This window comes from Streptomyces thioluteus (genome assembly GCF_039535865.1).
In genome coordinates this window covers 1-21,773 of the sequence record NZ_BAAAXZ010000131.1, presented here as the reverse complement: position 1 = coordinate 21,773, position 21,773 = coordinate 1, and the positions used below count along the sequence as shown (strand labels likewise).

General features: G+C 72.0%; 13 protein-coding genes and 4 pseudogenes. 5 read left to right on the top strand and 12 right to left on the bottom strand.

Annotation, left to right across the window (positions count from 1 at the left end; translation table 11 throughout):
* Positions 1 to 25: 25 nt before the first annotated feature.
* From ABD794_RS17340 to ABD794_RS17300, 9 genes and pseudogenes are all read right to left on the bottom strand, one after another.
* A complete protein-coding gene (locus tag ABD794_RS17340) occupies positions 26 to 1,237 on the bottom strand; it encodes a phosphoglycerate kinase (protein WP_344964433.1) in 1,212 nt (403 codons plus the stop codon).
* A 98-nt stretch (positions 1,238 to 1,335) separates the two neighbouring features.
* Positions 1,336 to 2,341 (bottom strand): annotated as a pseudogene (gap, locus tag ABD794_RS17335) (type I glyceraldehyde-3-phosphate dehydrogenase).
* A gap of 139 nt (positions 2,342 to 2,480) precedes the next feature.
* Positions 2,481 to 5,445: pseudogene (locus tag ABD794_RS17330) on the bottom strand (M14 family metallopeptidase).
* Between the two features lie 153 nt (positions 5,446 to 5,598).
* Positions 5,599 to 6,618, bottom strand: coding sequence for a DNA-binding protein WhiA (gene whiA / locus ABD794_RS17325; protein ID WP_344964431.1), 1,020 nt, complete (start codon positions 6,616 to 6,618; stop codon positions 5,599 to 5,601).
* A complete protein-coding gene (locus ABD794_RS17320; RefSeq protein ID WP_344964428.1) occupies positions 6,609 to 7,655 on the bottom strand; it encodes a gluconeogenesis factor YvcK family protein in 1,047 nt (348 codons plus the stop codon). The genes whiA and ABD794_RS17320 overlap by 10 nt, the downstream gene beginning before the upstream one ends.
* Positions 7,652 to 8,584, bottom strand: a complete 933-nt coding sequence (gene rapZ / locus ABD794_RS17315; RefSeq protein ID WP_344964425.1) for an RNase adapter RapZ — start codon at positions 8,582 to 8,584, stop codon at positions 7,652 to 7,654. The genes ABD794_RS17320 and rapZ overlap by 4 nt, the downstream gene beginning before the upstream one ends.
* A 163-nt stretch (positions 8,585 to 8,747) precedes the next feature.
* Complete coding sequence (gene uvrC, locus ABD794_RS17310; RefSeq protein ID WP_344964421.1) at positions 8,748 to 10,727, bottom strand: excinuclease ABC subunit UvrC; 1,980 nt, start codon at positions 10,725 to 10,727, stop codon at positions 8,748 to 8,750.
* A gap of 134 nt (positions 10,728 to 10,861) precedes the next feature.
* Complete coding sequence (locus ABD794_RS17305) at positions 10,862 to 11,704, bottom strand: hypothetical protein (protein ID WP_344964418.1); 843 nt, start codon at positions 11,702 to 11,704, stop codon at positions 10,862 to 10,864.
* A 4-nt stretch (positions 11,705 to 11,708) separates the two neighbouring features.
* Complete coding sequence (locus ABD794_RS17300; protein ID WP_344964416.1) at positions 11,709 to 12,350, bottom strand: papain-like cysteine protease family protein; 642 nt, start codon at positions 12,348 to 12,350, stop codon at positions 11,709 to 11,711.
* 235 nt (positions 12,351 to 12,585) lie between these two features.
* Here ABD794_RS17300 and ABD794_RS17295 point away from each other — a divergent pair, with 235 nt between their 5' ends.
* On the top strand, positions 12,586 to 13,527 hold the full coding sequence (locus tag ABD794_RS17295; protein ID WP_344964414.1) for a hypothetical protein: 942 nt from the start codon (positions 12,586 to 12,588) through the stop codon (positions 13,525 to 13,527).
* Between the two features lie 26 nt (positions 13,528 to 13,553).
* Here the strand turns inward: ABD794_RS17295 and ABD794_RS17290 are convergent, their stop codons facing one another.
* Positions 13,554 to 13,991, bottom strand: a complete 438-nt coding sequence (locus ABD794_RS17290) for a Rieske (2Fe-2S) protein (protein ID WP_344964412.1) — start codon at positions 13,989 to 13,991, stop codon at positions 13,554 to 13,556.
* 110 nt (positions 13,992 to 14,101) lie between these two features.
* On the opposite strand from ABD794_RS17290, the gene ABD794_RS17285 reads away from it, so the two are divergent.
* On the top strand, positions 14,102 to 14,959 hold the full coding sequence (locus ABD794_RS17285) for a carbohydrate kinase family protein (protein ID WP_344964409.1): 858 nt from the start codon (positions 14,102 to 14,104) through the stop codon (positions 14,957 to 14,959).
* Positions 14,960 to 15,141: 182 nt separating this feature from the next.
* On the opposite strand, the gene uvrA is transcribed toward ABD794_RS17285, so the two are convergent.
* Positions 15,142 to 18,057, bottom strand: coding sequence for an excinuclease ABC subunit UvrA (uvrA, locus tag ABD794_RS17280; RefSeq protein WP_344964407.1), 2,916 nt, complete (start codon positions 18,055 to 18,057; stop codon positions 15,142 to 15,144).
* 248 nt (positions 18,058 to 18,305) lie between these two features.
* On the opposite strand from uvrA, the gene ABD794_RS17275 reads away from it, so the two are divergent.
* From ABD794_RS17275 to ABD794_RS17265, 3 genes and pseudogenes are all read left to right on the top strand, one after another.
* Positions 18,306 to 19,022, top strand: a complete 717-nt coding sequence (locus tag ABD794_RS17275; RefSeq protein ID WP_425586056.1) for a maleylpyruvate isomerase N-terminal domain-containing protein — start codon at positions 18,306 to 18,308, stop codon at positions 19,020 to 19,022.
* Between the two features lie 4 nt (positions 19,023 to 19,026).
* A complete protein-coding gene (locus ABD794_RS17270; protein ID WP_344964405.1) occupies positions 19,027 to 19,683 on the top strand; it encodes an MBL fold metallo-hydrolase in 657 nt (218 codons plus the stop codon).
* Between the two features lie 153 nt (positions 19,684 to 19,836).
* A pseudogene (locus ABD794_RS17265) lies at positions 19,837 to 21,097 on the top strand (MFS transporter); the annotation flags it as partial.
* 15 nt (positions 21,098 to 21,112) lie between these two features.
* Here ABD794_RS17265 and ABD794_RS17260 read toward each other — a convergent pair.
* A pseudogene (locus ABD794_RS17260) lies at positions 21,113 to 21,773 on the bottom strand (TerC family protein); the annotation flags it as partial.

Genomic DNA, 21,773 nt, shown 5'->3' with positions numbered 1-21,773 from the left:
GCGGGGTACGTGCACTCACGGTGTTTCAGTCCTCCAGTGCGGCGAGGCCGGGGAGCGTCTTGCCCTCGAGGTATTCGAGGCTGGCGCCGCCACCGGTCGAGATGTGGCCGAAAGCGTTTTCGTCGAAGCCCAGGATGCGCACGGCGGCGGCCGAGTCGCCACCACCGACGACGGTGAAGCCGTCCGAGTCGAGGAGGCCCTGGGCGACGGCCTTGGTGCCGTTCGCATAGTCGGGGTGCTCGAAGACGCCCATCGGGCCGTTCCAGAAGACCGTTCCGGCGTCGGCGAGCTTCGAGGCGTACAGCTCACGGGTCTTGGGGCCGATGTCCAGCCCCTCCTTGTCCGCCGGGATGGCGTCCGAGGAGACGAGCTCCGGGTTGGCCGGGGCCTTGGTCTTCAGGTCCGGGAAGTCGGCGGAGACCAGGACGTCGACGGGGAGGACGAACTCCACACCGCGCTTCTCGGCCTCGGCCAGGTACTCCAGGCACCGGGCCTTCTGGTCCTCCTGGAGCAGCGAGATGCCGACCTCGTGGCCCTTGGCGGCCAGGAAGGTGTACGACATGCCGCCGCCGATGAGGATGCGGTCGGCCTTCTTCAGCAGGTTGTCGATGACGCCCAGCTTGTCGGAGACCTTGGCGCCGCCCAGCACGACCACGTACGGGCGCCGGACCTCGTCGGTGAGCTTCTTCAGGACGCCGACCTCGGTGGCGATCAGGTCGCCGGCGGCGTGCGGGAGCCGCTTCGGGAGGTCGAAGACCGAGGCGTGCTTGCGGTGCACGGCACCGAAGCCGTCGCCGACGTAGAGGTCGGCCAGCGACGCGAGGGCGTCGGCGAAGGCGCCGCGCTCCGCGTCGTCCTTGCTCGTCTCGCCCGCGTTGAAACGGAGGTTCTCCAGCAGCGTGACCTCGCCGTTCGCCAGGGCGGCGACGGTGGCCTTCGCGCTGTCGCCGACCGTGTCGGTGGCGAACGAGACGTTCTCGCCCAGGATCTCGCCGAGCCGCTTCGCGGCCGGTGCCAGGGAGAACTGCGGGTCCGGGGCGCCCTTGGGACGGCCCAGGTGGGAGGCGACGATCACCTTGGCGCCCGCGGCGGCGAGCTTGGCGATCGTCGGCGCGACGGCGCGGATGCGGCCGTCGTCGGTGATGGTCGTACCGTCCAGGGGCACGTTGAGGTCGGCGCGGACGAAGATCCGCCTGCCCTCGACGCCGCCCTCGATGAGTTCGTCGATCGTCTTCATACGGTGACTCCGGTGACTTCCGTGAGTATCAGCCATACGACGGGGCTCGTACGGCGCGCCGATGCGCCGTACGAGCCCCGTCCCTTACATCGCTCGGATCAGAGCTGGCCGCCGACGAAGACGGTCAGATCCACCAGGCGGTTGGAGTAGCCCCACTCATTGTCGTACCAGCCGACGACCTTGACCTGGGTGCCCTGGACCATCGTCAGCTTCGAGTCGAAGGTGCAGGAGGCCGGCCAGTTGACGATGTCGGAGGAGACGATCGGGTCCTCGGTGTACTCGAGGACGCCCTTGAGCTGACCCTCCGCGGCCTTCTGGAAGGCGGCGTTGATCTCTTCCTTGGTGGTCTCGCGGTCGAGCTCCAGGACGAGGTCGGTGACCGAGCCGGTCGGGACCGGGACGCGCATGGCGATGCCGTCCAGCTTGCCCTTGAGCTGCGGGAGGACCAGGGCGGTGGCCTTGGCGGCACCGGTCGAGGTCGGGATGATGTTCTCCGCGGCGGCGCGGGCGCGGCGCAGGTCGGAGTGCGGGAAGTCCAGGATGCGCTGGTCGTTGGTGTACGCGTGGACCGTCGTCATCATGCCCTTGACGATGCCGAAGTTCTCGTCGAGAACCTTGGCCATCGGCGCCACGCAGTTGGTGGTGCAGGAGGCGTTGGAGATGACGTGGTGGTTGGGCCGCGTCGTACTTGTCCTGGTTGACGCCCATCACGATGGTGATGTCCTCGCCCTTGGCCGGGGCCGAGATGAGGACCTTCTTCGCGCCGGCGGCGAGGTGCTTGGCCGCGTCCTCGCGCTTGGTGAAGATGCCGGTGGACTCGATGACGATGTCGGCGCCCAGCTCGCCCCAGGGCAGGTTGGCGGGGTCGCGCTCGGCCATCGTCTTGAACGTCATGTCACCGACGGTGATCGTGTCGTCGGTGTGGCTGACGTCCTGCTTCAGGCGACCGAGGATGCTGTCGTACTTCAGCAGGTGCACCAGGGTGGCATTGTCGGTCAGGTCGTTGACGCCGACGATCTGGATGTCCGCACCCTGCTCCAGCAGCGCGCGGAAGTAGTTGCGACCGATACGGCCAAAGCCGTTGATGCCTACGCGGATCGTCACGAACCGATCTCCTCGTTGGTGTGCCGGTCTGTCCGCCGGCGGCTGTATGGGATGTCCCCGACCACCACCGACCCTACCTCCAACCGGCGATGTGCGTGACATCGGAGGCCCCCCTGGTCAAGAGGGGGGCGCTGTGGTGTCAGACACGCAAAATGTGCAGGGCTGCGCTCAGAAGAGCCGCCCGTTCCCGCACTCCGCGCACGTGTTCAAGACCGAAGCCGACCAGCACGGTGTCCCCGGTGGCGACGACGGCCGACGAGCGGTAGAGGGCCTTGGAGGCCGCCCAGTCACCGGTGTTGCCGGGGCTGCCGGCCGGCGGGCCGGGGACCGTCCAGGGGCCGAGCGAGCCGGCCTCGAAGCCCTCGGTGTCCTTGACGGCGCCGCCCGCGGTGACGGTCGCGTCGTCGACGAAGACCCCGGGGCCGCCGGTGCCGCCGTCGGTGACGTAGGAGACCGAGACCTCGACCTTCTTCCCGGCGTGGGCGCTCAGATCGAAGGAGGCACGGTGCCAGCCCTGTGAGGATCCGGTGAAGCGGTTCCAGGTGCCGGTGGTGCCGTGCGCGACGCAGGAGCCGTCACGCAGGGTGAGGTAGTGCCTGAGGAAGGGGTGCAGGGAGAGGTACGAGCCCTCGCCGCAGTCCGCGGGCACCTCGGCGCTGGTGCCGCCGTTCGCGTCCGGCAGCGTGGTCCAGTCGTCGCCGCCGGCCGTGCGGATCTCGACGACGGCGTTGTCGTAGCCCTTCTCGGTCTCGTGGCTGATCTGGAAACCGAGCGCGGGCTTGTCCGCGGCTCGGACGCCGGTGAGGTCGACGGTGCGCGTGAGGCGCATCCAGGCCCGGTCCTTGTGCTTGGCGGCGGCCATGCCGTCCCCGGCGTACGGCTCGAAGGCCGTGCGCAGGCCCGGGTATCCGCCGGCGCCGGTGCTGCGGAACTGCGGGAAGCGGTCCGCAGGGAGCACGTCGGAGGTGGTGACGAACGAGCCGGCGGCGTCCAGCGGGCTGCCGGGGGCGTCGGCCAGGTCGGTACGGACGCCGGCGAGTGGGCCGGTGCCGGTGAACTGCCGCGGGTGCGCGAGCGCGGTGCGGCCGTAGGCGCCCAGGTAGTACTGCGCGAAGTCGTCGGTGTCGGCCGGGCCGACCCGCGCCGCCCCGCCCGCCTCCGGGCCCAGGGCGACGAGCTTGCCGCCCTCGTTGAGGTAGTCGCGGACGGCCAACAGGGTGGCTCCGCCGGGCCGGTTGGCGCCCGAGTACCAGACGGCGGACCTGAAGTGCCGCAGCACGCCGAGCGGGTGGGGCGCGCCCTGCCGGGCGACGTCCCAGACGACGGCCCGGTGGCCGGCGCGGTCGAGCGCCTCGGTGTACGCGGCGAGCCGGCGGGCCGGGTCCGTGCCGCCCTCGTCGGCGATGACCAGGGTGTCGGCGACGGGCCGGTGCCAGACGGTGTAGGTGAAGGGCTCGCTGCGGACGGTGCCGCCGCCGGGGTTCCGGCCGGTGAACCACACCTGCACCCTGGCGCCTTCGGGAGCGCCGCGGACCGTGCCGCGGTACTGGTCGAAGCGGATGTTGTCGTGTCCGCCGTAGCGCTTGCCGCCGCGCCAGGGCGCGAGCGGAGCGGTGTGCGTCCTCCCGCCGTCGACGCGGTAGTTGAGGCGCTTGTCGGCCAGGCTCTTGCGGGCGGTGACGGCGACGGGCTGGTCACTGCCGCGGGCGAAGGAGTCGGCGAAGGCGTCCGGGGTGAAGTCCGGGGCCGTGCGGCCGACGGACGGGGCGGGCCGGTCGGCGCGGACCGCGGTCTCGGCGACGGAGAGGGCGAAGGGGATGTTCTTGGTGAACTCCGCCTGGATCAGCTTCTCGTCGTCCGGGAAGCTGAAGCTGGAGGGGCAGTCGGCGGGGTTCCAGCGGCCCGAGGTGTCGGTGCGCGAGGCCGTCTGGCACGTCGACATCTCCGGGGTGAACATCATCGTCCCGTTGGCGTTGGCCGCGTGGCCGTCGGCCTCGCCGTTGGTGGTGTACAGCTCGGAGGAGAGCTGCGGCCGGTAGCCGGGGATCGCCGACTTCTCCGGGGGTCCCGGCCAGCGCCTTGTAGAGGACGTCGTCCGGGGTGGGCGTGGCGACCTGCCAGCCGACCCCGTAGAGCAACAGCTCCGCGGCCGAGTGGTAGTTGATGGCGTAGCGGAAGCGCATCCGCTTCTCGAACGCGTCGAGCACCCTGGTCTCCGGCTCGGACGCGGGGCCCTTGCCCCGGTAGGTCTCGGAGGCCGGGTCGGCGGACGAACCCTCGTTGTCGTAGCCCCACTTGTAGGGGAAGTTGCGGTTGAGGTCGACGCCGTCGCCGGGGGCGATCTTCCCGTCACCGTTGTTGTCGCGCAGGTTCTTGCGCCACAGCCGGGTGTCCGGGCCCTTGAAGGTGTAGTCGTAGCCGTCGGGGTTGGCGGAGAGCACGAACCACAGCTCGGTGCTGTCGACGATCCGGGTGATCCGGCGGTCCTTGCCGTAGCCGTTCAGGTAGTGATGCATCAGCCGGCGGGTCATCTCCGGCGTGATCCACTCGCGGGCGTGCTGGTTGGACATGTAGAGCACGGCGGGCCTGGACCCGTCGCGGGTGCGGCTCGCGTCCTTGCTGATCTTGATGGCCAGCATGTCCTGGCCGCGCAGGCTCTTGCCGATGTTGACGACCTTGGTGAGCCCGGGGTGCGCGATGCCGGTGTTGACGATCTCCCGCTGCAGGCCGTTCTCCCCGCTGTAGCGGCGGAAGACACCGTCGCCGCCCTTCGTGAAACGCTCGCGGGCGCGCTGCGAGAGGTGCCGCTCGGTGAGCTCGACGCCCTGGCCGCGCAGCTCGTCGGCCTGCCGGCCGGTGAGGTAGAGCTCGACCGGTGCCGCCCTGCCCGCGGCGGGCGGGCGGCCCAGTTCGTGCCCGTCGACGCCCGCCTTGAGCAGGAGCGGCATCTGGGCCGAGGTGACCTTGGCGTCCCAGACCCTGACCGCGTCGGAGGCGGCCGGGCCCGTCGGCGCGTCCGGCCGCGCATGTGCGAAGGGTGCGGCGGTCACTCCGCCGATCAGCAGCGAAGCCGCCACGAGGATCGATCGCGTCCTGCGTCTCATGAACCCCCCATGCCGTTGTCCGTCCCGTGCGATGACGGACGCAAGGCTTGCGAGGGCCCATGACCATGTCAATAGGGCCCGCGTCCAACCGGACGGACACCGGCGGCGGTTCACCCTGTCGGCCCACCCCGCCGGCGTCCCGTACGGGTGACGTCAGCCGGCCATGTCCTTGACCATGCCGACGACGACGTCCTCGGGAAGGTCGGCCAGATCCGAGAGGTTGGACTCGGTGCCGGGGATGCCCAGGTCCTGGGCGCGCTTGTCGGCCATGGCCAGCAGCCGGCGGATCCGGCCGGCGACCGCGTCCTTGGTCAGCGGCGGGTCGGCCAGGGCGCCCAGCTCCTCCAGCGAGGCCTGCTTGTGCTCCATGCGCAGCCGGCCGGCGGCGGCGAGGTGCTCGGGCACCTCCTCGCCGAGGATCTCCAGGGCCCGCTGCACCCGGGCCCCGGCCGCGACGGCGGCGCGGGCCGAGCGGCGCAGATTGGCGTCGTCGAAATTGGCCAGCCGGTTGGCGGTCGCGCGCACCTCGCGGCGCATGCGGCGCTCCTCCCACGCCAGCACCGACTCATGGGCGCCGAGGCGGGTCAGCAGGGCGCCGATCGCGTCGCCGTCGCGGACGACGACGCGGTCCACCCCGCGCACCTCGCGGGCCTTGGCCGCGATCTGCAGCCGGCGGGCCGCGCCGACCAGGGCGAGCGCCGCCTCGGGGCCCGGGCACGTGACCTCCAGCGAGGAGGAGCGGCCGGGCTCGGTCAGCGAGCCGTGCGCGAGGAAGGCACCCCGCCAGGCGGCCTCCGCGTCGCAGGTGGCGCCGGAGACGACCTGCGGGGGGAGGCCGCGGATCGGCCGGCCGCGGCCGTCGACCAGGCCGGTCTGGCGGGCCAGCTGATCACCGCCCGCCACCACCCGCACCACGTACCGGCTGCCGCGGCGCAGCCCGCCGGGGGCCATCACCACCAGGTCGGACGCGTGTCCGAAAATCTCCAGAATGTCCTTGCGCAGCCGCCGGGCGGCGATCCCGGTGTCCAGCTCCGCCTCGATCACGATGCGGCCGCTGACGAGGTGCAGCCCGCCGGCGAACCGCAGGATCGCCGAGACCTCCGCCTTCCTGCAGCAGGTCCGGGTGACGGGGAGCCGGGAGATCTCGTCCTTCACCGCTGCCGTCATCGCCATGGGCCGATCCTTCCATGCATCCGAAAAATACGGTCGTACGCGGCGGCCAACAGTTCCGGATCGTGCGTAGCGGAACTCCCCTGCGCGGCGACCGGCGCCAGCTCGACCGTCCCGCCGAGCCGCTTGGCGGCGTCGCACAGGCTCTCGCGGTCGGGCACGGCGGCCTCGTCGGCCAGCACCACGTCCAGGGCGAGTTTAGGGGCGTGTCGGGCCAAAACCTCCAAATGACGCTGCGGGGAGAAGCCTTCGGTTTCACCGGGCTGGGGGGCGAGGTTCAGCGAGAGGACCCGGCGGGCCTTGGTCTGCTGGAGCGCGTCGAGCAGCTCGGGGACCAGCAGGTGCGGGATGACCGAGGAGAACCAGGAGCCGGGGCCGAGCACCACCCAGTCCGCGTCGAGGACCGCCTCGACGGCCTCGGGGACGGCGGGCGGGTCCTCCGGGACCACGTGCACGGACTGCACCTCGCCGGGGGTGAGGGCGACGGTGGCCTGGCCGCGGACCGTGGTGACGGCGTCCGGGTCGGCGGGGTCGTGCCCGCGCACCAGCGCCTGGAGCTCCAGCGGGACGGCGGACATGGGCAGCACCCGGCCGTGCGCGCCGAGCAGCTTGCCGACCAGGTCGAGGGCCTGGACGTGGTCGCCCAGCTGCTCCCAGAGGGCGACGATCAGCAGGTTGCCCACGGCGTGGCCGTGCATGTCGCCGTGGCTCTCGAAGCGGTGCTGGATGACGCGCGCCCAGGTCTGCCCCCAGTCGTCGTCCCCGCACAGGGCGGCGAGCGCCTTGCGCAGGTCGCCCGGGGGCAGGACGCCGAGCTCGTCGCGGAGGCGGCCGCTGGAGCCGCCGTCGTCGGCGACGGTGACGACCGCCGTGAGGTCGCCGGTGATGCGGCGCAGCGCGGCGAGCGAGGCCGACAGGCCGCGGCCGCCGCCGAGAGCGACGACCTTGGGCTGGGTGCGGCGCCGGTCGCCCCGCGCCGCACCGCGGGCCCCGGGGACGAGCCGGCGCACGCGGCGCATCCGGAAACTGCGGCCGGTCACTCGCGCCCCATGTCCCGGTGGACGACGACGGTCTCGACACCCTCCGAGACGAGGCGGTGGGCGAGCTTCTCGGACATGGCGACCGAGCGGTGCTTGCCGCCGGTGCAGCCGACGGCGATGGTCACGTAGCGCTTGCCCTCGCGGCGGTAGCCGGCGGCGATGAGCTGGAGCAGCTCGGTGTAGCGGTCGAGGAACTCCTTGGCGCCGGGTTGGTTGAAGACGTAGCCCGCGACCTCCTCGTTGAGGCCGGTGAAGGGGCGCAGCTCCGGGACCCAGTGCGGGTTGGGCAGGAAGCGGCAGTCGACGACGAGGTCGGCGTCGACGGGGAGGCCGTACTTGTAGCCGAAGGACATGACGGTGGCGCGGAGCTCCGGCTCCTCCTCGCCGGCGAACTGAGCGTCCATCTTGGCGCGCAGCTCGTGGACGTTGAGGCTGGAGGTGTCGATGACGAGGTCGGCGTCGCCGCGCAGCTCGCGCAGCAGATCGCGCTCGGCGGCGATGCCGTCGACGATGCGCCCGGAGCCCTGGAGGGGGTGCGGGCGGCGCACGGACTCGAAGCGGCGCACCAGCGCGTCGTCGGACGCCTCCAGGAAGATCACGCGGCGCTTGACCTTCTTGGCGGCCAGGTCGGCGAGGGACTCGCGGAGGTTGTCGAAGAAGCGCCGGCCGCGGACGTCGACGACGACCGCGATGCGGGCCACGTTGCCCTGGGAGCGGGCGCCGAGGTCGACCATGGTGGGGATGAGGGCGGGAGGCAGGTTGTCGACGACGAACCAGCCGAGGTCCTCGAGGCACTTGGCGGCGGTGCTGCGGCCCGCCCCCGACATACCGGAGATGATCACCAGCTCGGGGATGCCCGCGGCCTCGCCCGTCGTGTCCGCCGTGGTGGCCGTACTCACCTGTGCTCCGTCCCGCTCGCTGTCGTTCATGTGATGTCCCCCGTTCTGCCGGCGGGGCCGTGGTCGCGGCCCCGGGTGTCCGGCCTTCCTTCGGATCTGCCTCTGATCTTCGCAGGGAAGACGGACGGCACCGTGCCCGCGCGCGCCGGGGACGGCGCCCCGGTCCCCGCGCCGGTGCACGCGACCGTCTCCATCATCCCTCCGTCCCGTCCAGGATCTCGCCCGTCGCGGTGTTGACCGCGGGTGCGGGCGGGGCGCTCGCGGCCAGGGCCGCGGCGACGGACTCGGCGGTCCGCCGGCCGACGCCGGGGACCTCGCAGAGCTGCTCGACGGTGGCCGCCCGCAGCTTCTTCACCGAGCCGAAGTGCTTGAGCAACGCCTGCTTGCGGGTCTCGCCGAGGCCGGCGACCGCGTCGAGCGGCGACGCCTTCATCGTCCTCGTCCGTTTGCTGCGCTGGTAGGCGATGGCGAAGCGGTGCGCCTCGTCGCGGACGCGCTGGAGCAGGTAGAGCCCCTCGCTGGTGCGCGGCAGGACGACCGGGTCGTCCTCGTCGGGCAGCCAGACCTCCTCCAGGCGCTTGGCCAGGCCGCAGACCGCCACGTCGGCGATGCCGAGCTCGTCGAGGGCGCGGCGGGCGGCGGCCACCTGGGGCTGTCCGCCGTCCACGACGACGAGCTGCGGCGGGTAGGCGAAGCGCTTGGGGCGGCCGTTGTCGTCGCGGCCGGTCTCGTCCGGGACGGCCTCCTCGTCGAGCTCCCACTCCCCCGTCTTCTGCTTCTCCACCAGGTAGCGGCGGAAGCGGCGGGAGACCACCTCGTGCATGGAGCGGACGTCGTCCTGGCCCTCGAAGCTCTTGATCTGGAAGCGGCGGTACTCGCTCTTGCGGGCCAGGCCGTCCTCGAAGACGACCATGGAGGCCACCACGTCCTGCCCCTGGAGGTGGGAGATGTCGAAGCACTCGATGCGCAGCGGCGCCGAGTCCAGGCCGAGGGCCTCGGCGATCTCCTCCAGGGCGCGGGAGCGGGTGGTGAGGTCGGAGGCGCGCTTGGTCTTGTGCAGCGCGAGCGCCTGCTGGGCGTTGCGCTGGACCGTGGTCATCAGGTCCTTCTTGTCGCCGCGCTGGGGGATGCGCAGGTCGACCCGGGAGCCGCGGCGGGCGGCGAGCCACTCGGCGACGGGATCGACCGGATCGGGCAGGGCGGGGACGAGGACCTCCTTGGGGACGGCGTCGCCGCTCTCCTCGCCGTAGAGCTGCTGGAGGGCGTGCTCGACCAGACCGGCCGTGTCCACCGCCTCGACCTTGTCGGTCACCCAGCCGCGCTGGCCGCGCACCCGGCCGCCGCGGACGTGGAAGATCTGCACGGCCGCTTCGAGTTCGTCCTCGGCGACCGCGATCAGGTCGGCGTCGGTGGCGTCGGCGAGGACGACGGCGTTCTTCTCCAGGGCGCGCTTGAGCGCCACTATGTCGTCGCGCAGCCGGGCGGCCTTCTCGTACTCCATCTCCTCGGCCGCATCCTGCATCCCCTTCTCCAAACGGCGGATGTACGCACCGGTACGGCCGGCCATGAAGTCGCAGAATTCCTCGGCGAGTTCGCGGTGCTCCTCGGGGGTGACGCGGCCGACGCAGGGCGCGGAGCACTTGCCGATGTAGCCCAGCAGGCAGGGGCGGCCGATCTGGGCGGAGCGCTTGAACACCCCGGCGGAGCAGGTGCGCACGGGGAAGACGCGCAGCATCAGGTCGACCGTCTCGCGGATCGCCCAGGCGTGCCCGTAGGGGCCGAAGTAGCGCACGCCCTTCTTCTTCGCGCCGCGCATGACCTGGACGCGGGGGAACTCCTCGTTCAGCGTGACCGCGAGGTACGGATAGCTCTTGTCGTCGCGGTACTTCACGTTGAAGCGGGGGTCGTACTCCTTGATCCAGGAGTACTCCAGCTGCAGCGCCTCGACCTCGGTGCCGACCACGGTCCACTCCACGGAGGCGGCCGTGGTGACCATGGTGCGGGTGCGCGGGTGCAGCCCGGCGAGGTCCTGGAAGTACGACGAGAGCCGCTGGCGCAGGCTCTTCGCCTTCCCGACGTAGATCACCCGGCCGTGCTCGTCGCGGAACTTGTAGACCCCCGGCGAGTCGGGGATCTGTCCCGCCTTGGGGCGGTAGCTGCTGGGGTCGGCCATGTCACCAACCCTACTTGCGGGCACTGACAACGGGGCCTGCGGCGGGACGGCCCCGGCCCCGGCGCGTGGAGGTGCGCCGGGGCCGGGGCGGGCGGGACGGTGCGTGGGTGTGGGGGGTGTCCGGTGCCGTCGGGTCAGCGACGCCGGAGCCTGCGCACCGCCACGGTGGTGAGGCCGAGGCCGAGGGCCGCGGCGGCCCCGGCCGAGGCGGCCACGGCCGTGGCGGAGGGGCCGGTCGACGACGAGGCCGCGGGCTCGGCCGCCAGCGTCTCGTCAGCCGCCTTGGCGCCCTCGTCGTAGCCGCCGGCCGCGCCCTTCTTCGCGTAGGCGGAGCCGGGCAGCTTGTCGCCGTACGCCTTGTGGACCCGCTCGCGGTAGGCGTCGAGCGTGGTGCCGTTCCTGCCCACGGCCCGCTCGGCGTCGGCGTTGAGCGGCAGGACGCGGTCGCCGCGCTGGACGTACCAGGCGTTGATCTGCGGCTCGCGGAAGGCCGTGCCGCCGGCGAGCTTCTTCTCGCCCTCGGCCGCGTAGCGCGTCTCGTCGTCGCCGCTGGCGATGTTGACGACCTTCCAGCTGCCGCCGGTGGCGGCCGTCCACACGGACGCCTTCCGGCCGTCGGCCGAGACGGCCTTGCTGGCCAGGTAGTCGAACGAGGCGACGGGGGCCTTGGCCTTGCCCGCCACGAACTCGGGGGAGAGCTCGTAGACGGGTACGGTCGCGCCCTCGATCCGCGGCGCGGCCTTCGTCGCGACGGCCGGCTTCCGGCCGTCGGCGGCGAAGAAGCGCGACAGGGTGTCGCGCGTCGCGGCGGACGTCGCCGCGTCGTGGGCCGCGGTGACCTCGGCGGCGGCCGGCGGGGCGGGCACGGCCGGGGGCTGCGCGGCGTGGGCGAGCGGGGCGAGGCCGGCCAGGGCGGCCGTCAGCGCGCCGGCGGCCGCGACGCGGGCCGCGGTGCGACGGGTGGTGTTCTCGGTCATCGGGTCACCCGCCGATCCGGTAGAGCGAATGCGTCCAGGCGAACCGGTTGTTGTTCACGTACCAGTTGTGGTCCGCCCAGTTGTAACGGTTGCTGGTCTTCCACGGGTCGCCCCAGTAGACCAGGTTGTTCGAGGTGTCGTAGCCGTAGATCACCTGCATGTGGCCGCCGCCGGACTTCCAGCCGATGCGGGTCTCGATGGGCCGGTTGGCGTTGATCTCGCCCTGCACGGTCGGGTAGCGCAGCCAGCCGTCCACATAGGAGCCGGCGTTGATCCGGGCCCAGCGGAAGGCGTTCTGCACATTGCCCAGCGTGGCCTGGTTGTTGGGGCAGGCGCTGCCCTGCTGCCGGTTGAACGCGGCGTTGCAGAACTGGTTCTGGCTGTAGTTGCGGCCGTACCAGGCGGCGATGGTGTTGCCGGAGCCGGCCCAGCACCAGTTGGTCTTCTCCTGGGCCTGCATGGTGATGTTCAGCTTCTTCGCGGCGCGCAGCGGCTTCTTGGCCGGTGCGGGGGCCGCGGAGGCCGTGGCGGCGGGAAGCGCCACCAGCGTTGCGGCCGCCAGGGCGGCGGCGGTCAGCCGGACGCCGCGTATGCGGCGTTCGCGGGATATGGGGGGTCTGTCGGATTGTGCCGAGGCACGGGTCATGACGATTCTCCCGTGACGGTGGGGGGTTGGACGGTGGGGGCGTCCGGACGCTGGTCAGGAGCATGGGATGTTGTCGGGGGCTGGTCAACCGGCTTGAATGCTGGGTGAGACGGCGAAGTGAACGGCTCACGACGGATGTGAACACCCCGTGCCCCTGCCAGGTGGAACGCGGCGCTCCACCCCGAAACGGTTCCGTTCACTTCGGGGTGAATATTCACAGGAAGCGGCACACGGCATGGCACGGACCGGCACACGGGTGGGCGAGACCGAGCTCGCGCAGGCACTGCGCACCGGCCCCTTCCATCTCGCGCTGCGCACGGCACTGTCGGCGCGCGGCCTCGCGCTGCACCGGGTGCAGCACCGGCTCGCCCAGCGCGGCGTCAACGTGGGCGTGACGAGCCTCAGTTACTGGCAACAGGGCGCGCGACGCCCGCAAAGACCGGAGTCGCTGCGGGCGGTGCGACTGCTGGAGGACATCCTCGACCTGCCCGAACGGGCGCTGCTCCGGCTGCTCGACGACGTGGCCGCCCGGCCGGCCGGCGAGCGCCCCGCGGCACGCGCCTTACGGTCGCTGATGGACGAGTCCCGGGCCCTCGAGCAACTGCTCGGCGAGCTGGAGGCGCCGGCCGACGGCGGCCTGCACACCGTCTGCCACCTGGAACGGGTCTCCATAGGCGCCCGGCGCGAACTGCGCGGGCGCGACTCGCACCACGTCGTGCGGGCGCACCTCGACGGGGTGGACCGCTATGTCGCCATCCACTACGGCGACGCCGGCTGCGACCCCGCGCGCATCGCCGTCCGGGCCACCGAGAACTGCCGCGTGGGGCGGGTGCGATGGCACTCCGGGGCGGGCGTCCTGGTCAGCGAGCTGCTCTTCGACACCCGGCTGCGGACGGGCGAGACGTATGTCTTCGGCTACGCCTTCGACGACGGCACCGGCGGTCCGAGCGACGAGTACGTCCGCGGGTTCAGCTTCGCCGGCGGGCAGTACGTGCTGGAGGTGCGCTTCGACGCGGCCGCGCTCCCGGTGCGCTGCCGCCGCTTCGCCCAGGCGTCGGCCGGGGCGCCGCGCAGCGGGCACCAGGAGCTGACGCTGACCGGGCGGCACCGCGGGGTGCACCTGGTGGAGCAGGGGGTACGGCCGGGGATCGTGGGGATCGGCTGGGACTGGTCGTGACCCCCGCTGTCAGGCGCTCCGGGTGGTCAGGCGCTCGGGCCCGCCACCAGCCGGCCGCCCTTCGCCCGCACCGGCACCGGCGGCAGCGGGTCACCGGCCGGGCCCTGGAGCACCTTGCCCGTCTTCACGTCGAACCGGCTGCCGTGGCACGGGCAGGCCGCGGCGCCCTCCTCGACGGTGGCCAGGACACAGCCCGCGTGCGTGCACTCCGCGCTGAACGCCTTGAACTGCCCCTTGGCCGGCTGCGCGACCAGCAGCCGCTCCTCGCGGTAGAGCTTGGCACCGCCGACCGGGACCTCGCTCGCCGCCCCGAGCTCCACCGGCGCGGTCGGCGTCGAGGAGGCCTTCACGCCCGTCCTCCCGCCGCAGGCTGCCGCGCCGAGCCCGGCGGCACCCGCCAGCGCGGCGCCGCGCAGCACGGTACGGCGGGACGTGCAGCAGGGGGCGGGCTGCTGGCTGGTCATGGAGGCTCCCACGGGTGCGGTGGCGGCGTACCGCCTGAACTGCTGCGATGTCGGTGCACGACGATACTGCCGGATGCCTTCCCTGCCGAAAGCGCGAAAGGATGTGTCCCATGATCGTCGTGGCCGGAGAAGCCCTGATCGACCTCGTACCGGACGGCTCTCCAGGACTGGCCCCGCTGCTGCCCCGCCGGGGCGGCGGCCCGTACAACACCGCCGTCGCACTCGGCCGGCTGGGTTCCCCGGCGGCGTTCTGCTCCCGCGTCTCGACGGACGGCTTCGGGGAGGCGCTGCTGGACGGGCTGCGGTCGGCGGGCGTGGACGTCTCGCTCGTCCAGCGCGGCCCGGAGCCGACGACCCTGGCGGTCGCCTCGGTGGGCGCGGACGGCTCCGCGGCGTACGGCTTCTACGCCGCCGGCACGGCCGACCGGCTCTTCGCCCTCCCGCCCCAACTGCCGCCCGCGGCACGGGCGCTGTGCGTGGGCACCTGCTCGCTGGTGCTGGAGCCCGGGGCGAGCGCGTACGAGGCGCTGCTGCGACGGGAGTCGCGCCGCGGCCTGTTCACCCTCCTCGACCCCAACGTCCGCCCCGGCCTCGTCCCCGACGCCGACGCCTACCGCGCCCGGTTCCGCTCGTGGCTGCCGCATGTGACGCTGCTGAAACTGTCCGAGGAGGACGCGGAGTGGCTGGGCGGGGGCCCGGAGGAGTGGCACGGCCCCGCCGCGGTGGTGATGACCAGAGGGGCGCGGGGGATATCGGTCCATACCCGGAGGGGTGACGTATGGGCCGTACCGGCGGAGGAAGTTGACGCCGTGGACACGATCGGGGCGGGCGACGCGGTGAACGCGGCGCTGCTGCACCGGTTGGGTGCGCTGTCGGCCGCCGGCCTGCTCGCCCTGGACGGGCGGGCGTGGACGGACGTCCTGTCGTTCGCGGCGAGGACGGCTGCGGCGGCGCTGCGGCGGGATTGAGCCCCTGGCCCGCCCTTTCGCCGTTTCTCGCGCGGCTCCACCGCGGTTGTCCTCAAGCGCCGGACGGGCTGAAAATCAGCCCGTCCGGCGCTTGAGGACTGGGGGTACCCCCTCTGGGGGAGCGCGCAGCGTGCTGCTGCGGAAACGGTGGAAGGGCGGGGCAGGGGCTCAATCCCGGGGCGTCAGCCCCGGCGAACCCGCGGCTTCGCGGCCGCCTTCTTCGCCGCCGCCTTGCGCGTACGCCGCGGCGCCACCGCCGCGGACGGCAGCATCTCCTTCAAGAACCGCCCCGTGTGGCTGTCACCATTCCCCGCGACCTCCTCCGGCGTCCCCTCGGCCACGACCAGCCCACCCCCGTTGCCGCCCTCCGGGCCCATGTCCACGACCCAGTCGGCAGTCTTGATCACATCGAGGTTGTGCTCGATGACGATCACGGTGTTGCCCTTGTCGACCAGCCCGGAGAGCACGGAGATCAGCTTGTTGATGTCCTCGAAGTGCAGACCCGTCGTCGGCTCGTCGAGCACGTACACCGTCCGCCCCGTGGACCGCTTCTGCAACTCGCTCGCCAGCTTCACCCGCTGCGCCTCGCCGCCCGAGAGCGTGGGCGCGGACTGGCCCAGGCGCACGTACCCGAGGCCCACCTCGTTGAGCGTGCGCAGGTGGCGCGCGATGGTCGGCACGGCCTCGAAGAAGTCGAGCGCCTCCTCGATGGGCATGTCCAGCACCTCGGCGATGGACTTGCCCTTGTAGTGCACCTCCAGGGTCTCCCGGTTGTAGCGCGCCCCGTGGCAGACCTCGCACGGCACGTACACGTCCGGCAGGAAGTTCATCTCGATCTTGATCGTGCCGTCGCCGGAGCAGTTCTCGCAGCGGCCGCCCTTGACGTTGAAGGAGAAGCGGCCGGGCAGGTAGCCCCGGACCTTCGCCTCCATCGTCTCGGCGAACAGCTTGCGGATGTTGTCGAAGACGCCGGTGTACGTGGCCGGGTTGGACCGGGGCGTACGGCCGATGGGCGACTGGTCGACGTGGACGACCTTGTCGACCAGGTCGTCGCCGTCGACCCGGGTGTGGCGGCCGGGGACGGCGCGGGCGCCGTTCAACTCCCGTGCCAGGTGCGTGTAGAGGATGTCGTTGACCAGCGTGGACTTGCCGGAGCCGGAGACGCCCGTCACCGCCGTGAGCACCCCGAGGGGGAAGGACACGTCGATGTCGCGCAGGTTGTTCTCGCGGGCGCCGCGGACCGTCAGCCGGCGCTTGGGGTCCACGGTCCGGCGCACGTCCGGCGTGGCGATGGCCCGGCGGCCGGAGAGGTACTGGCCGGTCATCGACTCCTCGGTGGAGAGGAGTTCGGCGAGGGGACCGCTGTGCACGACCTTGCCGCCGTGCTCGCCGGCGCCCGGGCCGATGTCGACGACCCAGTCGGCGACCTTGATCGTGTCCTCGTCGTGCTCGACGACGATCAGGGTGTTGCCCATGTCCCGCAGGCGCACCAGCGTTTCGATGAGGCGGTGGTTGTCGCGCTGGTGCAGGCCGATGGACGGCTCGTCCAGCACGTACAGCACGCCGACCAGACCGGAACCGATCTGTGTGGCGAGCCGGATGCGCTGGGCCTCGCCGCCGGAGAGGGTGCCCGCGGCGCGGTTGAGCGAGAGGTAGTCCAGGCCGACGTCGACGAGGAACCTCAGCCGCTCGTTGACCTCCTTGAGCACCCGCTCGGCGATCTTCTTCTCGCGGCCGGTCAGCTTCATGCCGCGCAGGAAGTCGGCGCACTCGCTGATGGACATCGCGGAGACGTCGGCGATGGAGCGGTCCTGCACGGTGACGGCGAGCACGATCGGCTTGAGCCGGGTGCCCTCGCAGGTCGGGCAGGGCACCTCGCGCATGAAGCCCTCGAAGCGCTCGCGGCTGGAGTCGCTCTCGGCCTCCGAGTGCCGCCGCTTGACGAACGGCACGGCGCCCTCGAAGGCGGTCGTGTAGGCGCGCTCGCGGCCGTAGCGGTTGCGGTAGCGGACCTCGATCTGGGTCTTGTGCCCGTTCAGCAGGGCCTTCCGGGCGCGCTGCGGCAGGCCGGCCCAGGGGATGTCGGTGCGGAAGCCCAGTTCGTCGGCGAGCGCGGAGACCAGGCGGTGGAAGTAGTCCTTGGTATGGCCGTGCGACCAGGGGTTGATGGCGCCCTCGTCGAGGCTCTTCTCCGGGTCCGGGACGATCAGCTCGGGGTCGACCTCCATGCGGGTGCCGATGCCGGTGCAGTCCGGACAGGCGCCGAAGGGCGAGTTGAAGGAGAAGGAGCGGGGCTCCAGCTCCTCGAAGGAGAGGTCGTCGTACGGGCAGTAGAGATGCTCGGAGTACATCCGCTCGCGCTCGGGGTCGTCCTCGGCGAGATCGACGAAGTCGAGAATGACCATGCCGCCGGAGAGCCCGAGGGCGGTCTCGACCGAGTCCGTCAGGCGGCGCTTGGCGCTGTTCTTGACGGTCAGGCGGTCGACGACCACCTCGATCGTGTGCTTCTCCTGCTTCTTGAGCTTGGGCGGCTCGGAGAGCTGGATCGTCTGTCCGTCGACCCGGGCCCTGCTGTAGCCCTTGGTCTGGAGGTCGGCGAAGAGGTCGACGAACTCGCCCTTGCGCTCGCGCACCAGCGGGGAGAGCACCTGGAAGCGGCTGCCCTCGGGCAGCTCCAGCACCTTGTCGACGATGGCCTGCGGCGACTGCCGGGAGATAGGCCGGCGGCACTCGGGGCAGTGCGGCCTGCCGATCCGGGCGAAGAGCAGGCGGAGGTAGTCGTAGACCTCGGTGATCGTGCCGACCGTCGAGCGCGGGTTGCGCGAGGTCGACTTCTGGTCGATGGACACGGCCGGGGACAGGCCCTCGATGAAGTCCACATCGGGCTTGTCCATCTGGCCCAGGAACTGGCGCGCGTAGGAGGAGAGCGACTCGACGTAACGGCGCTGCCCCTCGGCGAAGATCGTGTCGAACGCGAGCGACGACTTGCCCGACCCGGAGAGACCCGTGAAGACGATGAGGGAGTCACGGGGGAGGTCGAGCGAGACGTTCTTGAGGTTGTGCTCGCGCGCGCCACGGACGATGAGACGGTCAGCCACGCCGGTCAGCACCTTTCGTGTGAAGAGGAAGGGGGTGCGCCGGCCCGCCACCGCACGACGCCACCCGTCCGGGGGCTGTCGCGGGAGCAGAGGTCAGTGCGGAGCGATGCTCCCGACCCCGCCAGGGTACGAGAGCTCTGCGGCCATCTCCCAAGGATGCCGCACTCCGAGCGTATAGCACGCACATTCGATTTACGGCAGGATCCCGCCTCCTTCACCCGAAGGAGTGGCGGCGCTATCGTCGGCGCATGATTGATCATGGACACGACCTCGCCCTGCTGCGCGAGGCGACGGACCGGCTGACGCGGGCCGTGGAGGCCCTGGCGGAGCCCGCCGTCGGCGAGCCCTCCCGGCTGCCCGGCTGGACCCGCGGACACGTGCTCGCGCACCTCGCGCGTAACGCGGACGCATTGGTCAACGTACTCTCCGGACGCCCGATGTACGCGAGCGCCGAGGCCCGCGACGCCGACATCGCCGAGGGCGCCCCACGCCCCCTCGCCGTCCAGCTCGACGACCTGCGCACCAGCGGACGGCTCTTCTTCGAGACGGCGGCCGGCCCGCCGACTGGTCGCGCACCGTCACCCTGCGCAACGGGGTCACGGACAGCGCCTCCCGGTGCCGTTCCGGCGGCTGATCGAGGTCGAGCTGCACCATGTGGACCTCGGGATCGGCTACGAGCTGGAGGACCTCCCGGCCGAGTTCACCGGGCGCGAGATCGGCTTCCTGACCGACCGCTTCGCCGGTCACGCCGGCCTCCCCGCCCTGGTGATCGCCGACGGGGAGGGGCGCACCTGGCGCACCGGCCGCGCGGACGGCCCCGAGACCCGGATCACCGGCTCCGCCCCCGCCCTGCTGGGCTGGCTCGCGGGCCGGTCCGACGGATCGGCCCTGGAGTCGGACGGCGCCCCGGTGCCGGTGCCTCCCCCGCTCTGATCCGCCGCTGTCCGACCGAGGAACTAGGGTGAAGTCATGGCATACACCGGAGCAGTGAAGGTCGGCGGGCCCGCCGACGTACACGAACTGACCGACCTGATGATCTCGAAGGTCGCGGTCGGCCCGATGGACAACAACGCCTATCTGCTGCGCTGCCGCGCCACCGACGAGCAGCTGCTGATCGACGCCGCCGCGGAGCCGCACACGCTGCTCAGCCTGATCGGTGACAGCGGCATCGCCTCCGTGGTCACCACCCACCGCCACGGCGACCACTGGGGCGCCCTGCGCGAGGTCGTCGACGCCACCGGCGCCCGCACCTACGCGGGCCGGGACGACGCCGAGGGGATCCCGGTCCCCACCGACGTCCCGGTGGAGGACGGCGACACCATCACCGTCGGCCGGGTCGAGCTCACCGCCCGCCACCTGGTGGGCCACACCCCGGGCAGCATCGCGCTGGTCTACGACGACCCGCACGGCCACGCCCACGTCTTCACCGGCGACTGCCTCTTCCCGGGCGGCGTCGGCAACACCCACCAGGACCCGGAGGCGTTCGCCAGCCTCCTCGGCGACGTCGAGACCAAGCTCTTCGGACAGCTCCCGGACGAGACCTGGGTCTACCCGGGCCACGGCGCCGACACCACCCTCGGCGCCGAGCGCCCGCACCTGGCGGAGTGGCGCGAACGCGGCTGGTGAGCCGTTCCGGCCGCGCGCCCTCGGCCTGATACCGGGGGCGCGCGGCCGGAGCGCGGTGGCCGGCAAGGGCTCCCTCTGCGCCTCCGCGCGCGCCCGTTTCCCGTACGGGAACGGGAAGTTGGACGGTACATGCACCATGACCGTCCTCCGGCCATGCTCCGCGTGGCCACCGCCTCCCTCGCCGGGACGGCCATCGAGTTCTACGACTTCTTCGCCTACGGCACCGCGGCGGCGCTGGTGCTCGGCCCGCTCTTCTTCCCCACCGTCTCCCCGCTGCTGGGCACCCTCGCGGCCTTCGGCACCTTCGGCGTGGGCTTCGTCGCCCGCCCGCTGGGCTCCGCGCTCTTCGGGCACATCGGCGACCGGCCACGGCAGGCGGCCACGTCCTCGTCGCGTCGCTGCTGCTGACCGGGCTCGCCACCGTCTGCGTCGGCCTGGTGCCCACCTACTCCGCGATCGGCGTCACCGCTCCGGTGCTGCTGCTGGCGCTGCGCTTCCTCCAGGGCCTCGGGCTCGGCGGCCAGTGGGGCGGGTCGGTCCTGCTGACCGCGGAGCACGCCCACGCCGCACCGCCGCGCGCTGCTGGTCGAGCGTGCCCCAACTGGGGCCGCCGGTGGGCTTCCTGCTCGCCAACGGCATCTCGCTGTGGCTGTCCGCCGCCCTCACCGACGCGGAGTTCCGCTCCTGGGGCTGGCGGGTGCCGTTCTGGGCGGCCGGGGTGCTGGCGGCGGCCGGGCTGCTGCTGCGCTCCCAGGTGGCCGAGAGCCCGGTGTTCCGCGAGCCGGCCCGACGGGGACCGGGGGCGCCTGCCCCTCGCCGAGGTGGCGCGCGACCACTGGCGGCTCGTCCTGCTCACCGCGGGCGGCCTCTCCGTCGGCTACGCCGTCTTCTACGCGGTCACCACCTGGTCTCTCGCCTATACGGCACCGAGCGACTGGGCGTCGACCGCACGGTGATGCTGGGCTGTGTGATGGCCGCCGTCGCCGTGATGGGGATCGCCACACCACCGCTGGCCCTGATCGCCGACCGGGTCGGCCGCCGGACGATGTGCCTGACCGGCTGCGCGGCCACCGTCCTGTGGATGTTCCCGCTGGTGGCGCTGTTGCGCACCGGGCGCCCCGCGCTGATGCTGCTGGGCTTCACCGGCGCGATGCTGGCCTTCATGATCACTTTCGCCGTGGTCGGCGCGTACCTGCCCGAGCTGTACGAGCCCCGGGTGCGCTGCACGGGGGCGAGCGTGGGCTACAACCTGGCGGGCGTCGTGGGCGGCGGCCTCACGCCGGTGGCGGCCACCGCCCTGACCCGCGGCGACGGGCCCCCGTGGGGCCTCGCCGTCCTCCTGGTGGCGATCGCCCTGGTCAGCCTGGGCTGCTTCCTGCTGCTGCCGGAGACCCGCCCGGTGCCCGCCGCGGCGGGCACCGGGCACGCCTCAGACGTCCGCGCCCTGCCGGTCCCGGGCCGCCTCGGCCTGCTCCGCCTTCCGCGAGGGCGCGCAGGCTGGTGACCGTGGTTGACGGCCAGCACCGCGCAGATGACGCCCAGCGAGACCGGGATGCTGATCTCCGGCACGGACACCCCGCTCTCGTGCAGGCGTGCAGCACCAGCTTGACGCCGATGAAGCCGAGGATCACCGAGAGCCCGTACGAGAGGTGGACCAGCTTCCGCAGCAGGCCGCCTATCAGGAAGTACAGCTGGCGCAGGCCCATGAGGGCGAAGGCGTTGGCCGTGAAGACGATGTACGGGTCCTGGGTGAGGCCGAAGATCGCCGGGATTGAGTCCAGCGCGAACAGCACGTCGGTGGTGCCGATCGCCAGCATGACGACCAGCATCGGGGTCATCAGCCGGCGGCCGTTCTTCACGACGAAGAGCCGGGTGCCGTGGTACCGGTCGGTGGAGGGGAAGCGGCGCTCGACCGCCTTCAGGAAGCGGTTCTCCTCGAACTCCTCCTCCTGCTCGCCCGAGCGCGCCTCCTGGATGAGCTTCCAGGCGGTCCAGATCAGGAAGGCGCCGAAGAGGTAGAAGATCCAGGAGAAGTTGGCGATGATCGCCGCGCCCGCGCCGATGAAGAGGGCCGCAGGACCAGGGCGATC